The sequence below is a fragment of the Micromonospora xinjiangensis genome, assembly GCF_056150165.1.
Window position 1 is genome coordinate 82,617 of record NZ_JAXCFO010000008.1, and the last position, 12,490, is coordinate 95,106.

Consider the following 12,490-nt stretch of genomic DNA (forward strand, 5'->3'; position numbering starts at 1 on the left):
AAGTCGTGCAACCTTTTCCGGTCACATCCGGTACTACCTGGTGACCGGCGGGGGAGAAGGGCGGCGACGTGATCACACCGGAGGGCTTCGACGAGTTCGTCGCGACCCGCTCTGCCCGGCTCCTGCGCACCGCGTTCCTGCTCACGCGGGAATGGGCGTCGGCCGAGGATCTGCTGCAGATTGCGCTGGCGCGGGCGTGGGAGGCGTGGCGGCGGATCGAGGGTGACCCCGAGCCGTACGTCCGGCGGATCATCGTCAACTCGTACGCGTCGTCGTGGCGCCGTCGCTGGCGGGGCGAGCTGGCCACGGCCGAGCTTCCCGAGGCGGCCGCGACGGCGGACCCGTACGCGGGCCTCGACGACCGGGACCGACTCTGGCGGGCACTGGGCCGCCTGCCGCGGCGGCAGCGCGCCGTGCTCGTGCTGCGGTACTTCGAGGACATGTCGGACGCCGAGATCGGCGACGTCCTCGGCTGTTCGGTCGGCACGGTGAAGAGCCAGGCCAGCCGGGCGGTCGCCAAGCTCCGGCTCGACGAGACCCTGGCGCCGGAAGGGATGCTGCCATGAACCTGAGCGATCTCGGCCGGGTGCTCGACGAGCGTTCCACCGAACCGGCGGAGCACGTCCCGCACGACGAGCGGCTGCGCGGCGTACGGGCGAAGGTGGTCGCGCGACGGCGCCGCCGGATCGCGACCTGGGTGACCTGCGCGGTGCTCGCCCTGGGCGGGGTCGCCGCGGCCGCCGTGGTGCCCGGGCTCCGCCCGGACACCACCCCCACCCCGGCGACCAGCCCGTCACCGGTACGCACCATCGAGGGATTCCCCGAGTACGCCCACGGCGCCCGGCTCGTGGCGGCGAAGTCCGCGGCGCTGCCCGAACGTCGCGTCGAGCTGACGATCGTGCCGACGACCCTCGACCTCGTCGTCTCCACCCGCTGCGACGACCCGCTGCTCCAGGAGCAGCTCAGCGTCAACGGCCACGACGTCACGTCCCGGGGCGACTGCGGCGCCGTCCACCTGGGGCCCGGCTGGGCCGAGTACGACGTGGCGGTCGACAGGCCCGCCACCTTCGTCCTGACGATCACCGGGATCCGCCCGTTGGACCAGTCGGGGAAGATCCAGACGCAGGTTCCGCACACCGGCGGCACGTTCGGGCTGGCGGTCAGCGAGCGGACCACTCTCGAGAAGTATCCGGTGCCGTCCCGACCGGCGGGAGCCCTCGGCCCGCTGACGCTGCCGGCCGGCTGCACCGGGGTGCCGTGCCCGGGCTTCCTCATCCTCCGGTCCGATCCCGCCGACCCGTCGCGCCCCGTACGGCAGACCGTGAGCTGGAAGGCCGTCGAATCCATCCACCTGGTGGCCCAGACGCCCGGGGTGCTGCGCCTGCGCGTCAACGGCATCGAGATCACGACCGGCCGGTGGTGGGACTACTCGATGGACCCCGACAGCATGTACGGGGACTCCGACGGCCGCTGGAAGCGGGACTTCGGCCTGGACCTGCGTCCCGGCGATTCCGTCGCCGTCGAGGTCGTCCCCGAGCAGGTCACCGGAGATTGGCAGGTCGTCTTCCGCCAGTCGCAGACCTGAGACCGCGACCGGCTCGCTCGTCGCCCGCCCGAAGGTCCGCGCGCGCCCGGTCAGCGGCCCCGGCGGGCGTTGAGCCGGGCGGCCTGTCGGGTCAGGTGGTCGCGTTCGGCGAGGTTGGGCGCCCGGCGAGCCGCCTCGGCGTACAGCCGCGCCGCCGTCACCAGGTCGCCGTCCCGCTCGTGGAGGTACGCCGCCACCGCCGAGTGGCGGGGCAGTGAGTCGTCCAGCGCCGCGAGTGCCGCCAGCCCGGCGCGGGGACCGTCGGCCTCGCCGACCGCCACCGCGCGGTTGAGCCGGACGACCGGGTTGTCGGTCAGGCGTGCCAGCTCGTCGTACCACTCCAGAATCTGCACCCAGTCGGTCTCCTCGGCGGTGAGCGCGTCGGCGTGCAGCGCCGCGATGGCGGCCTGGGCCTGGAACTCGCCGAGCCGGTCACGGGCGAGGGCCGCCTGCAGGATCGCGATGCCCTCGGCGATCGCCGCGGTGTCCCATCGGCCGCGGTCCTGCTCGGCGAGGGGCACCAGGCTGCCGTCGGCTGCGGTCCGGCTGGCGCGCCGGGCGTGGTGGATCAGCATGAGGGCGAGCAGCCCCGCCACCTCCGGGTGGTCGATCGCGGCCGCGAGCTGCCGGGTGAGCCGGATGGCCTCGGCGGCGAGGTCGACGTCGCCGGAGTAGCCCTCGTTGAAGACCAGGTAGAGCACGCGGAGCACGGTGGCGACGTCGCCGGGGCGGTCGAACCGTACGTCGGAGAGGGTGCGCTTGGCCCGGCTGATGCGCTGCGCCATGGTCGCCTCGGGCACGAGGTAGGCCTGGGCGATCTGGCGGGTGGTCAGCCCGCCGACGGCGCGCAGCGTGAGCGCGACCGCGGACGACGGCGTCAGCGACGGGTGGGCGCACAGGAAGTAGAGCTGGAGCGTGTCGTCCACCGCGGGCGTCGGCCCGGGCGTCGGCTCCTCGTCGACGAGTTCCTCACGCCGGCGGCGGGCGGCGTCGGCCCGGGTCGCGTCGAGGAACTTGCGCCAGGCCACGGTGACCAGCCAGCCCTTCGGGTCCCGGGGCGGATCGGTCGGCCAGACGCGGAGCGCCTCGACCAGCGCGTCCTGCACGGCGTCCTCGGCCGCCGCGAAGTCGGCTCCGCGGCGGCCGAGGACCCCGAGCACGCTCGGTGTGAGGCTCCGGAGCAGGGCCTCATCCATCGGTCACTCCGTGATGGTGGGCGGCTCGGTCAGGAACGGCCGCAGCTCGAGCCACTCGTGGATCGGCCTCCCGCCCGCACCGGGAGCGGCCGACAGCTCCCCGGCCAGCTCGACGGCGCGCTCGTAGCTGTCGACGTCGATCACCATCCAGCCGGCGATCAGGTCCTTGGTCTCGGCGAACGGGCCGTCGGTGACCGGCGGGCGTCCCTCGCCGTCGTACCGGACGAACGTCCCCTCGGGGGCGAGCGCCTGACCGTCGACGAACTCGCCGCTCTTCTCCAGGCGGGCCGCGAAGTCGTTCATGTACTGCACGTGCGCCGAGATCTCCTCCGGCGTCCACTGGTCCATGGGCACGTCGTTGACCGCGGCCGGGGCACCCCGGTAGTGCTTGAGCAGCAGGTACTTGGCCATCGTGGCTCTCCTCGATGCTGTGGTGCGACCCATCTTGGTCACGTTCACCCCGGGGACGGAACCGGTCACGGGTTCTCGACATCCTCGAGGCGCCGAATCAGCGAAAATTCTGCGGGCCGCACCGAGTACACCGTCCCGGCGGGTGAGGGTCAGGAGGCCGTGGCGGGCTTCCGGGTGGGATCGGCCGAGGCCGCGCCGTGAGCGGGGCGGCGGGTCAGGACCCGGGGGCCGGACGCCGTGATGGCGACGGTGTGTTCCGAGTGGGCGGTGCGGGAGCCGTCCGCGGAGCGGATCGTCCAGCCGTCGTCGTCAAACCTGATCTTGTCGGTGGAGCGGCAGAACCAGGGCTCGATGGCGATGGTGAGGCCGGGGTGGAGCTTCAGGCCCCGGCGGGCGCGGCCGTCGTTGGAGACGTGCGGGGCCTCGTGCATCGTGCGCCCGATGCCGTGGCCGCCGAACTCGCCGTTGACGCCGTACCCGTAGGAGCGGGCGACCTCGCCGATCGCGGCGGAGATGTCGCCGAGGCGGCCGCCGGGCTGGGCGGCGGCGATGGCGGCCTCCAGCGCGACCTCGGTGGCCTCGATCAGCTTCAGGTCGGCCGGGTCGGGGGTGCCGACGACGACGGAGACCGCGGAGTCGGCGACCCAGCCGTCGATGCCGACGGCCATGTCGATGCTGAGCAGGTCACCGTCGCGCAGGACGTAGTCGTGCGGCAGGCCGTGCAGCACCGCGTCGTTGACCGACAGGCACAGCACGTTGCGGAACGGGCCGCGGCCGAACGAGGGGGCGTAGTCCCAGTAGCAGGATTCGGCACCGCGTTCCTTGATCCGCCGGCGGGCGTGGTGTTCGAGGTCCATCAGGTTGACGCCGACGGCGGCGACCTCGGTCAGCTCGGCGAGCAGCTCGCCGACGAACTGGCCGGTCACCGCCATCCGGTCGATCTCCTCGGCGGACTTGAGCTCGATCACGACAGCCTCCCTCTTCCTGTGCGGTATTTTTATACCACGTCGGGTCGGGGCCGTTCGGAGGGATATCCTGCTCGCATGGTTCGCCAACCGCTCACCGCCGAACAGATCGCCGCGGGCCAGCGCCTCGGAGCCGCCCTCCGGGCCGCGCGCGCCGGTCGCAGCCTCGTCGAGGTGGCCCTGGCGGCCGGCATCTCTCCCGAGACGCTCCGCAAGATCGAAGCGGGTCGCCTTCCCGCGCCGGCGTTCGGCACGGTGGTCTGCCTGAGCCAGGCCCTCGACGTCCCCCTCGGCGACCTGGCCGACGTCTGGCTGGCCGAGACGTCCGTCGGCCAGGCGTCGTAGGTGTGGCCGGTAAGGCTCTCCTGCGGGCTTGTCCGAGTTGTCGAACGCGGCCGGAGCCCGGCCATCGCTGAGGGTGCGGTGGAAACGCTCGATGTCGCCGTCGGGCACGGGCGCGGTCGGAGGCCTTCACCTCCCTACGACATCAGACCGTGTCGTCACACAACCTCGACCAACCTGCCTGGACAGCAGACCTAAGGCTGGTCGAGGGCCGGATCGGCACCCGCGTCGGCGGCCCGCAGCAGGCCGTGTTCGCTGGCGATCCGTTCGATCTCGGCGGGCGTGCCCGCCATGATCGTGCGGGCGTGCGCGGTGACGAGGTCGGCCGGCCAGTCCCACCACGCGGCACGGCGCAGCCGTGCGATGTCGGCGTCGTCGAAGCGCTGCCGGATCGGCTTTGCCGGGTTGCCGCCGACGACGGTGTAGGGCGGCACGTCGGCGGTGACCGTCGCGCCGGCCGCGATGATGGCGCCGTCGCCGATCCGGACGCCGGGCATGACCAGAGCCTGGAACCCGAACCAGACGTCGTTGCCGACGACGGTGTCGCCCCGGCTCGGCATGGCGGTGACGATGTCGAGGGTCCGCTCGGCCCACTCGCCGCCGAACATGGTGAACGGGTAGGTGGAGACGCCGACGGTCGGGTGCTGGGCGCCCGCCATCAGGAACCGGGTGCCGGACGCGATGGCGCAGTACCTGCCGATGACCAGGCGTTCCGGCCCGTAGCCGTAGAGGACGTTGCGGCGTTCGAAGTCGGTCGCCTCGTCGGGATCGTCGTAGTAGGTGTAGTCGCCCACGACGATCTTCGGCGACGAGACCAGTGGTTTGAGGAACACCACGCGGTCGAAGGCGGGGAGCGGGTGGACGGTCATGGGATTCGGGGTCAAGGGTGTCCTCCCAGTGGGATGGTCGGTGTATCCGGTGGGGTGGCCCGTCAGGCGTGCAGGTCCGCCAGCACGCGCGCCCGGGTGGGATGGCGCAGCTTCCGCAACGCCTGGCTCTCGATCTGGCGAACGCGTTCCCGGGTCAGCCCGATGCTCCTGCCGATCTCGTCGAGTGTCCTCGGCCGGTCGTCGTCGAGGCCGAACCGCTGGCAGAGCACGGTCGCCTCCCGCTCCGACAGGGTGGCCAGCGCGGTGTCCAGGTAGCGCCGTCGCCAGGACGACGCGACCCGGTCGGCGGGATCGGGCGCCTCGTCGGGGATGAGGTCACCCAGCTCGGCCGTGCTGGTGTCCCCGGCGACCGGTGTGTGCAGCGAGATCGGCTCCCGGTCGTGCCGCAGCAGCAGTTCGACCTTCTCGACGGGCACGTCGAGTCGGGCGGCGATCTCGGCGGCGGTCGGTTCCCGGTCGAGTTCCCGGGCCAGCGTGCGGCGGGCCCGGGTCATCCGGTGGAGCACGTCGACCATGTGCGCCGGCAGGCGGATGGCGCGGCTCTGGTCCGCCAGGGCCCGGCCGATCGCCTGCTTGATCCACCAGGTGGCGTACGTCGAGAACTTCAGGCCGCGCCGGTGGTCGAACTTCTCCACCGCTCGCATCATGCCGGTGGTGCCCTCCTGGATCAGGTCGAGCAGGGGCAATCCACCGGCGACCGCGTACCGTTTGGCGATCGAGACGACCAGCCGCAGGTTGGCCTCGATCATGTGCTGCCGGGCGCGCCGCCCGTCGGCGGCGACCCGGTGCAGCCGGTCCCGTTCGGCCGGGCCGATCCGGTCCGCGTCGGTGTCCAGGCGGCGCTGTGCCAGGCTTCCGGCCTCGATACGTTCGCCGAGGCGCACCTCCTGCTCCGCCGTCAGCAGGGGGGTGCGCCCGATCGTCCGGAGGTAGTCGGCGACGGCGTCGGTGGTGGGGCCGGCGGGGCGAGTGGTGACGGGCAAGAGGCGACGTCCTTCCGGGTCGGGGAATGCCGAGACGGCTCGGGGCGCGCAACGGGTGGTCAGCGGCGACCGGGGATGCGGTGCGGTCGGTGCCGGGGGGCGATCACGGGGAGGTGCGGGCGGCGCACCGGGATGCCGCGGTCGCCGTGCCTCCGCCGTGCCCGGCCGGCGTAGGGGCTGGTGATGGCGGGGTCGCTGGTGTGGGCGGACATGTGGCGCTCCCTCCTGTGCCGTCGTTCGGCACGACACAAACTTAGGTCGAACACAAACCCGTGTCAAGCATAAATGTTGGCTCATCCCAGGTATAGTGCCGACATGACCGCGCAGACCACCGGCCTCAGGGCCCTGAAAAAGCGCCAGACCAGGGAGAACATCTCGGCTCAGGCCACCCGCCTGTTCCTGGAACGTGGCTTCGACAACGTGACCATCGCCGACGTGGCGGCCGCCGCCCAGGTCGCCAAGATGACCGTCACCAACTACTTCCCCCGCAAGGAGGACCTGGCCCTGGACATGCACGACGTGTTCGTGCAGCAACTCGCCACCGCCGTGCGGGACCGCTTACCCGGCGAGTCGGCGCTGGCGGCCCTGCGCCGCACCTACCTGGCGGGCGTGGCCGCCCAGGATCCGGTCATCGGGTTCTCGGGTCCCCAGTTCGCCCGAATGATCACCGACAGCCCGGCGCTCGTGGCCCGCCTCCGCGAGTTCCACGACGACCGGGAAAAGGCCCTGGCCGCCGCCCTCGCCGAGGAGACCGGCAGCCCGGACGACGACGTCATGCCCCGCGTCGCCGCCGCCCAGCTCGCCGGCGTCCACCGGCTGCTGTTCGACGAGACCATGCGTCTCACCCTCGCGGGACACACCGGCGAGGACGTCGCGAAGGCCCTCACCCACTACGCACGGGTCGCCTTCGACGCGCTCGAACCCTCGCTCGGCGGTTATGCCGTCCGCCCGGACCGGCCCAGCCGGCGGCGGACACCCCGATGAGACCCGCAGGCGGCGGGCGGGCCGGGCGGCGATCGACGAGGTGCCGGCGACGCCGCACGGAAGGGCACTATATTTGCGGGGGTGACTGCGCCCGTTCCCGGCACCGCCAGGCAGATTCCCCCGTACACTTCAGACCCCGCAGCGATGGACGGTGATCCACCGGGGGCTGTCCGTCCCGTCTGGCTGCTGATCGGGCCGGCGCTCGCCGCGTCGATGGGCGCCTTCCTGCTCGCCGTCACCGTCGGACCGGAGTGGACGGCGATCCAACGGGAGGTGCAGCTACCGGCCTCGGCCATCCTCTGGGTCTTCGTCGCCTACCTGCTGCCGGCGGCTCTGGCGGCTCCGGTCGGGGCCGTGGTCGGCCGGCGGTGGCCGACGGCCGTGGCGCTCTCCGCGATCGCGCTGCTGATCATCGGGGCGTTGCTGACCGCGCTGGCCTCGGGAGGCGGCATGCTGCTCGCCGGGCGCGGGGTGACCGGGTTCGCCGCGGGTCTCGCCTGGGGCGTCACCGGTGTGTTGGTCGCGGAGTCGAGGGCCCGGCGTGCGCGGCTGCTACCCGTCGTCGCCGGCGTGGTGCTGCTGGCGCTGGTGCTCGGCCCGGTGGTCGCGGCGTTCGTGCAGCGTGCGCTCGGCTGGCGATGGCCCCTCATGCTGGCCCTGCCCTTCGGGCTGGTGGCGTTGGTGGCCACCGCGGTGTGCGGGATCGTCGTGCTGGTCCGGGGCGCGTCCCGGCCGCCTCAGCCGCACCTCGCGTCCGGCCAGCCGGCGGCCGCCCCCAGCGCACCGCCGGGCCGATCCTGGAGGGCCCCGGCCCCGGCCCCGGCGCCGGCCCCGGAGCGGTCCTCGGTGCTGCTTGTGGTGGCCGTCGAGGGTGTCCAGCAGGTGGCGACGTCCTCGTCCGGGATGGATCTCGTGCCGGAGGTGGCCCGGCTGCTCGGCTCGGAGAACATCCGATCCACCCGGCTCGGCACCGACCTCACCCTGTGGCACGCCGAGGACGGCCCCGGGCGTCCCCGAGCGGGCGAGCCCAACCCGGCGGCGAGCCGACTCGCCGCCGAGCACGGCCTGCCGCCGGTGGCCGGCCCGGCCGTCGTCACCGGCCCGATCCTGCACGGCAGCCCCTACCCGCTCGACGCCGACCAAGCCGAAGGGATCGTGACCCGCCTGCGCGGGTGATTCCGGGTAGGCGGGGTCCTCGGCCTCGGCCTAGCCGTGCTGGAGGGCGAGGATGAGCGTCATGGCGGCGTAGGTGGTCAGCAGGAGCACACCTTCGAAGCCGAGGCGGCCCCAACCACAGGTCTGCCGGATGAGCAGCCCGCCGAGCAGGGTGGCGGTCATGAACAGGCTGGTGGTGGTCGCGAGCAGTTCCGGACCGCCCGCGGTGTGGTAGAGGGAGCCGTGCCGGAACGCGATGTCACCGGCGACGAGGGTCAGCACGTCGAGGATGTTCCCGCCGAGCACCGCGGCCACGGCGAGGGTGACCGCGCCGCGGCGGACCGCGGCGATGGCGGTGACGGTTTCCGGGAGGGCGTTGACGATGCCCATGAGCACGCCGCCGACGAATCCGGCGGTGAGCCCGGTGATCTCGACGAGGCTCTCGGCGGCGATGGCGACGAGCCACCCGCCGCCGGCCACGAGCAGGCCGACCGCGGCGAACTGACTCCACAACCACGCGGGGCGCAGGCGGTTGAGCCGGTTCTCGTTGTGCGGGACGTCGGGTCGGGTCTCGGCGGTGGCGATGGCCTGCCACATCGGTTGCGCGCCCGCCCGGCGGATGAGGACGAGCCCGCCGACGTACACGGCGACCAGGACGGCGGACATGGGACTGACGCCGGCGACGGTGCCGTCGGGCAGGTACGAGGCGAGCAGGGCGAGTGCGAGCAGGGCGATGAGCAGGCAGCTGGAGAGCAGGTTCGACACCGACGCGGCGGCGTGTTCGAGATTGGCTCTCCGATGGAAGGCGTCGGCCACCGCGACGGCCGTGGTCTGGGCGGCGATGCCACCCACGGCGTTGCTGTAGGCCAGGCCGGGTTCGCCGCTGTGTGCGGCGACGATGGTCATGACGATGCCGGACAGGCCGGTGACGACGCCGAAGAACACCACGCCGAACAGGGCCTCGCCCCAGCCGGTGCGGTCGGCCAGCGCGTCACCGAGGCCGGCCAGGCGGATGCTCCCGGCCACGGTGACGGCTCCGGCGACGACGAACACCCCGAGGCTCCAGGTGAGCGGCCAGGGCGGGGAGGCGAGATCCGGCACCGGGGGCGCATTCCCCGATCGGTGGCGGAAATGCCCCGATGTTCGTGCGTTCGGGCACGTGTGGCGGTGTGGCCGGAGCCCGGCGTACCACCGGGCCGAATATTCAAGATCAAATCATCAAAATTAAGATCGGAGCGTTGACTGATTAAGAAAATCAAGATACAACTATCGTGCGAAGCGGGCCGGGAGCGAGGGGGTCGAGGGTGGACTGGCAGGAGTTGACGAGCCTGACGCGCGGGCGGCCGTTCGTGGTCGAGCGGGTCCGCCTCCCCGACAGCGGCGTCGCGATCGAGGGTCAGTTCGAGCCGCCGCAGCTGGCGCAGCTCGGCGTCGAGGACCAGGTGTTCGTCGCCGCGTTCGTGCGGTCGCACGGTTCCATCAAGGAGATGGAGCGGATCTTCGGGGTGAGCTACCCGACGATCAAGTCCCGGCTGAACCGCATCGCCGAGCAGCTCGACTTCGTCGACACCGACCCGGCGCCCACCGGCGCCGACGTCGTCGACCGTCTGCGGCGGGGCGAGATCGGCGTCCAGGAGGCGCTGGCCGAGCTGGAGAAATCCCGATGATTCCGCAGCTGGTGACCGTGCGCCGTCGCCGTCCCGACGGGCGCTGGCGGCGGCTGCACGTCCCCGTCCTGCCGGTGGTGCTGGTGCTGTCGCCGCTGCTCCTGCTCGCCGTGCTGGCCGGACTGGTCGCGTGCCTCGTCGCCCGGGTGAGCCCGGTGGGCGCGCTGCGCGGCGTCGGGCGACTGCTGTGGGCGCTGCCCGGCACCCTGATCGAGTTCGAGCAGGGCCGGTTCGCCCTGCTGGTGAGCGTCAGATGAGTTGGAGGGGGAGGAGCGACAGATGAACGAGCAGCGCCGCCAGGTCCTGGAGATGCTGGCCGAGGGCAAGATCACCGTGGACGAGGCCGAGCGGTTGATCGAGGCGCTCGGGGGCCGGCCCGATTCGCCGCCCGGTGCGGCGTCCCGCACCAAGGCCCGGCCCAGGTTCCTGCGCGTCGTGGTGAACGCGACGGACGACTTCGACGGGCCGAGTCGGATCAACGTCCGGGTCCCGCTGCAACTGCTGCGCGCCGGCGTCCGGCTCACGAGCCTCGTGCCTCCGCAGGCGCTCACCAAGGCCAACGCGGAACTGCACCGGTCGGGCGTGCCGATCGACCTCACGCAGCTCAAGCCGCAGCACATCGAGGAGCTGATCGAGCATCTCGACGACGTCACCGTCGACGTCGACCAGCCCGACGCCAAGGTGCAGGTGTTCTGCGAGTAACCCCCGCCGGGGCGCCTGACGCCACATGGCATCACGATGGCGCTTGCGCATGGCATCATTGTGATGCCATGATGGCGTCATGGAACTTCGCGCTTACGTCGACGCGATCCGGCACCAGCTCGCGGTCGCCGCGGCCGCCGGCGGTGACGACGCCCGGGAACTGGCCGAGCGGCTCACCGCACCGCTGGAGTCCGCGATCCGGCTCGCCCTCCTGGACGCGCTCTCCGAAGCGGCCACCGAGATCACCCGCGACCTCGCGCCCGGCTCCGTCGACCTGCGCCTGCGTGACCGTGAGCCCAGCTTCGTCGTGACACCACCGCCGACGGAGCAGTGGGCCGACGACACCCAAGCGGCGGTGCCCGCACCGCCGGCACCGCCCCACCCGCTGCCGCAGCCACCCGCCGACGGCGAGGACGAGGCGACCGTACGGATCAGCCTGCGCCTGCCGGAGCACCTCAAGGCGCGCGTCGAGCACGCGGCGGCGAGCGCCGGCATCTCGATCAACACGTGGCTGATCCGGGCCGCGGCCGCCGCCGTCGACGCCGGCAACCAGCAGGCACGGTCCGACATCCCCCGACGCTCCGGCGCCCCGACCGGTAGCCAGCGCTACACCGGTTGGGTGCGCTAGCGCACCGGCCCCACACCCGAAAGGGGAAAACCATGCCCAGGTTCGACACCCCGGAGCCGATCTCGGCCTCCGTCGAACTCGTCGCCGGAGACCTCCGGATCACCACCGGTCCGCGGACCGACACCGTCGTACACGTGCGGCCCGCCGACGAGTCGGACGACCGCGACGTGCGCGCCGCCGCTCAGACCCGCGTGGAGTACGCGGCCGGCCACCTCGTGGTACGCGGCCCCAAGCAGCCCGGATTCGGCATCTTCGGCAAGATCGGATCCGTCGAGGTGACCATCGACCTGCCGGCCGGATCCGGTCTGGACGGGAAGCTGGGCGTCGGGGCGATCAACTGCTCCGGCCCCCTGGCGGACTGCCGCCTCAAGTCCGGCGCGGGAGACCTGCAGGTCGAGGACGCGAACACCCTCAACCTGCACACCGGTTACGGCGCCGTCATCGCCGAGAACGTGGCCGGAGATGCCGAGATCACCACCGCCTCGGGCAAGCTCAGCGTCCGCAGCGTCGGCGGCCGCGCCGTGCTGAAGAACGGCAACGGCGACACGTGGATCGGCGAGGCCCACGGTGAGCTGCGGGTCAACTCCGCCAACGGCCACATCACCGCCGAGCACGCCGCGGCCTCCGTCACGGCCAACACCGCCAACGGGGACATCCGCATCGGCGAGCTGGTCCGCGGATCCGCCACGATGCGCACCGCCGCCGGCCGCATCCAGGTCGGCATCCGGCGCGGCACCGCCGCCCGGCTCGACCTGCACACCCACTTCGGCAAGGTGCGCAACGACCTCGACGCCGCCGCCGGCCCCGCGGACAGCGACGAGCAGGCCGAGGTGCGGGCTCGCACCGCCTTCGGCGACATCGTGATCCACCGCTCCTAGGCGAGACACAACCGTCCGACCGGTCGCGGGTGCCCGCCCGCACCGGAGATCCCGCGCGCCCTCGTACCCCCGGTCGCCGCCCTGTGGCCCGACCGGCGATGACG

The 12,490-nt window shown here is 72.4% G+C and carries 17 protein-coding genes; 10 read left to right on the forward strand and 7 right to left on the reverse strand.

Annotation, left to right across the window (positions count from 1 at the left end):
• Positions 1-68: 68 nt before the first annotated feature.
• Complete coding sequence (locus SM573_RS25575; protein ID WP_474610872.1) at positions 69-566, forward strand: SigE family RNA polymerase sigma factor; 498 nt, start codon at positions 69-71, stop codon at positions 564-566.
• Positions 563-1,585, forward strand: a complete 1,023-nt coding sequence (locus SM573_RS25580) for a hypothetical protein (RefSeq protein WP_474617248.1) — start codon at positions 563-565, stop codon at positions 1,583-1,585. Before SM573_RS25575 ends, SM573_RS25580 begins: the two co-directional genes overlap by 4 nt.
• Before the next feature lie 50 nt (positions 1,586-1,635).
• Here SM573_RS25580 and SM573_RS25585 read toward each other — a convergent pair whose 3' ends face one another.
• The 3 genes from SM573_RS25585 to map form a co-directional block, all read right to left on the reverse strand.
• A complete protein-coding gene (locus SM573_RS25585) occupies positions 1,636-2,781 on the reverse strand; it encodes an RNA polymerase sigma factor (protein ID WP_474617249.1) in 1,146 nt (381 codons plus the stop codon).
• Between the two features lie 3 nt (positions 2,782-2,784).
• Positions 2,785-3,192 (reverse strand): YciI family protein, encoded by a 408-nt coding sequence (locus SM573_RS25590; RefSeq protein WP_474610869.1) that lies wholly within the window; start codon positions 3,190-3,192, stop codon positions 2,785-2,787.
• Between the two features lie 149 nt (positions 3,193-3,341).
• Positions 3,342-4,160: a type I methionyl aminopeptidase gene (gene map / locus SM573_RS25595; RefSeq protein WP_474610868.1), complete on the reverse strand. Its 819-nt coding sequence runs from the start codon at positions 4,158-4,160 to the stop codon at positions 3,342-3,344.
• A 75-nt stretch (positions 4,161-4,235) separates the two neighbouring features.
• Between map and SM573_RS25600 the strand changes: the two genes are divergently transcribed.
• Complete coding sequence (locus SM573_RS25600; protein ID WP_474610867.1) at positions 4,236-4,502, forward strand: helix-turn-helix domain-containing protein; 267 nt, start codon at positions 4,236-4,238, stop codon at positions 4,500-4,502.
• Positions 4,503-4,693: 191 nt separating this feature from the next.
• Here SM573_RS25600 and SM573_RS25605 read toward each other — a convergent pair whose 3' ends face one another.
• The 3 genes from SM573_RS25605 to SM573_RS25615 form a co-directional block, all read right to left on the reverse strand.
• The gene (locus SM573_RS25605) at positions 4,694-5,368 is read right to left on the reverse strand and encodes a CatB-related O-acetyltransferase (protein WP_474617289.1); all 675 of its coding nucleotides are present in this window, start codon (positions 5,366-5,368) and stop codon (positions 4,694-4,696) included.
• Positions 5,369-5,430: 62 nt separating this feature from the next.
• Positions 5,431-6,372, reverse strand: coding sequence for a sigma-70 family RNA polymerase sigma factor (locus SM573_RS25610; RefSeq protein WP_474617250.1), 942 nt, complete (start codon positions 6,370-6,372; stop codon positions 5,431-5,433).
• A 59-nt stretch (positions 6,373-6,431) separates the two neighbouring features.
• Positions 6,432-6,584 carry a hypothetical protein gene (locus SM573_RS25615; RefSeq protein WP_474610865.1) on the reverse strand — a complete coding sequence of 51 codons (153 nt, stop codon included), beginning with the start codon at positions 6,582-6,584 and terminating at the stop codon, positions 6,432-6,434.
• Positions 6,585-6,687: 103 nt separating this feature from the next.
• Here SM573_RS25615 and SM573_RS25620 point away from each other — a divergent pair, with 103 nt between their 5' ends.
• Positions 6,688-7,356: a TetR/AcrR family transcriptional regulator gene (locus tag SM573_RS25620; RefSeq protein ID WP_474610864.1), complete on the forward strand. Its 669-nt coding sequence runs from the start codon at positions 6,688-6,690 to the stop codon at positions 7,354-7,356.
• A gap of 144 nt (positions 7,357-7,500) precedes the next feature.
• Positions 7,501-8,532, forward strand: coding sequence for an MFS transporter (locus tag SM573_RS25625; RefSeq protein ID WP_474610863.1), 1,032 nt, complete (start codon positions 7,501-7,503; stop codon positions 8,530-8,532).
• 30 nt (positions 8,533-8,562) lie between these two features.
• Here SM573_RS25625 and SM573_RS25630 read toward each other — a convergent pair whose 3' ends face one another.
• Positions 8,563-9,612 carry a sodium:calcium antiporter gene (locus SM573_RS25630; protein ID WP_474610862.1) on the reverse strand — a complete coding sequence of 350 codons (1,050 nt, stop codon included), beginning with the start codon at positions 9,610-9,612 and terminating at the stop codon, positions 8,563-8,565.
• A 203-nt stretch (positions 9,613-9,815) separates the two neighbouring features.
• Here SM573_RS25630 and SM573_RS25635 point away from each other — a divergent pair, with 203 nt between their 5' ends.
• The 5 genes from SM573_RS25635 to SM573_RS25655 all read left to right on the forward strand — a co-directional run bounded on the left by SM573_RS25635 (position 9,816) and on the right by SM573_RS25655 (position 12,386).
• Positions 9,816-10,178, forward strand: coding sequence for a DUF2089 domain-containing protein (locus SM573_RS25635; RefSeq protein WP_474610861.1), 363 nt, complete (start codon positions 9,816-9,818; stop codon positions 10,176-10,178).
• Positions 10,175-10,435, forward strand: a complete 261-nt coding sequence (locus tag SM573_RS25640; protein WP_474610860.1) for a hypothetical protein — start codon at positions 10,175-10,177, stop codon at positions 10,433-10,435. The genes SM573_RS25635 and SM573_RS25640 overlap by 4 nt, the downstream gene beginning before the upstream one ends.
• Positions 10,436-10,457: 22 nt before the next feature.
• On the forward strand, positions 10,458-10,880 hold the full coding sequence (locus SM573_RS25645; protein WP_474610859.1) for an SHOCT-like domain-containing protein: 423 nt from the start codon (positions 10,458-10,460) through the stop codon (positions 10,878-10,880).
• 79 nt (positions 10,881-10,959) lie between these two features.
• Complete coding sequence (locus tag SM573_RS25650) at positions 10,960-11,508, forward strand: toxin-antitoxin system HicB family antitoxin (RefSeq protein WP_474610858.1); 549 nt, start codon at positions 10,960-10,962, stop codon at positions 11,506-11,508.
• A 32-nt stretch (positions 11,509-11,540) separates the two neighbouring features.
• The gene (locus SM573_RS25655) at positions 11,541-12,386 is read left to right on the forward strand and encodes a DUF4097 family beta strand repeat-containing protein (protein WP_474610857.1); all 846 of its coding nucleotides are present in this window, start codon (positions 11,541-11,543) and stop codon (positions 12,384-12,386) included.
• Positions 12,387-12,490: the final 104 nt, after the last annotated feature.

Excerpts from the sequence above, each read along its gene's own strand:
- SM573_RS25580 (WP_474617248.1), top strand. The coding sequence starts at position 563 with ATGAACCTGAGCGATCTCGGCCGGGTGCTCGACGAGCGTTCCACCGAA.
- SM573_RS25585 (WP_474617249.1), bottom strand. The coding sequence starts at position 2,781 with ATGGATGAGGCCCTGCTCCGGAGCCTCACACCGAGCGTGCTCGGGGTC.
- SM573_RS25590 (WP_474610869.1), bottom strand. The coding sequence starts at position 3,192 with ATGGCCAAGTACCTGCTGCTCAAGCACTACCGGGGTGCCCCGGCCGCG.
- SM573_RS25600 (WP_474610867.1), top strand. The coding sequence starts at position 4,236 with ATGGTTCGCCAACCGCTCACCGCCGAACAGATCGCCGCGGGCCAGCGC.
- SM573_RS25605 (WP_474617289.1), bottom strand. The coding sequence starts at position 5,368 with ATGACCGTCCACCCGCTCCCCGCCTTCGACCGCGTGGTGTTCCTCAAA.
- SM573_RS25615 (WP_474610865.1), bottom strand. The coding sequence starts at position 6,584 with ATGTCCGCCCACACCAGCGACCCCGCCATCACCAGCCCCTACGCCGGC.
- SM573_RS25620 (WP_474610864.1), top strand. The coding sequence starts at position 6,688 with ATGACCGCGCAGACCACCGGCCTCAGGGCCCTGAAAAAGCGCCAGACC.
- SM573_RS25625 (WP_474610863.1), top strand. The coding sequence starts at position 7,501 with ATGGACGGTGATCCACCGGGGGCTGTCCGTCCCGTCTGGCTGCTGATC.
- SM573_RS25640 (WP_474610860.1), top strand. The coding sequence starts at position 10,175 with ATGATTCCGCAGCTGGTGACCGTGCGCCGTCGCCGTCCCGACGGGCGC.
- SM573_RS25645 (WP_474610859.1), top strand. The coding sequence starts at position 10,458 with ATGAACGAGCAGCGCCGCCAGGTCCTGGAGATGCTGGCCGAGGGCAAG.
- SM573_RS25650 (WP_474610858.1), top strand. The coding sequence starts at position 10,960 with ATGGAACTTCGCGCTTACGTCGACGCGATCCGGCACCAGCTCGCGGTC.
- SM573_RS25655 (WP_474610857.1), top strand. The coding sequence starts at position 11,541 with ATGCCCAGGTTCGACACCCCGGAGCCGATCTCGGCCTCCGTCGAACTC.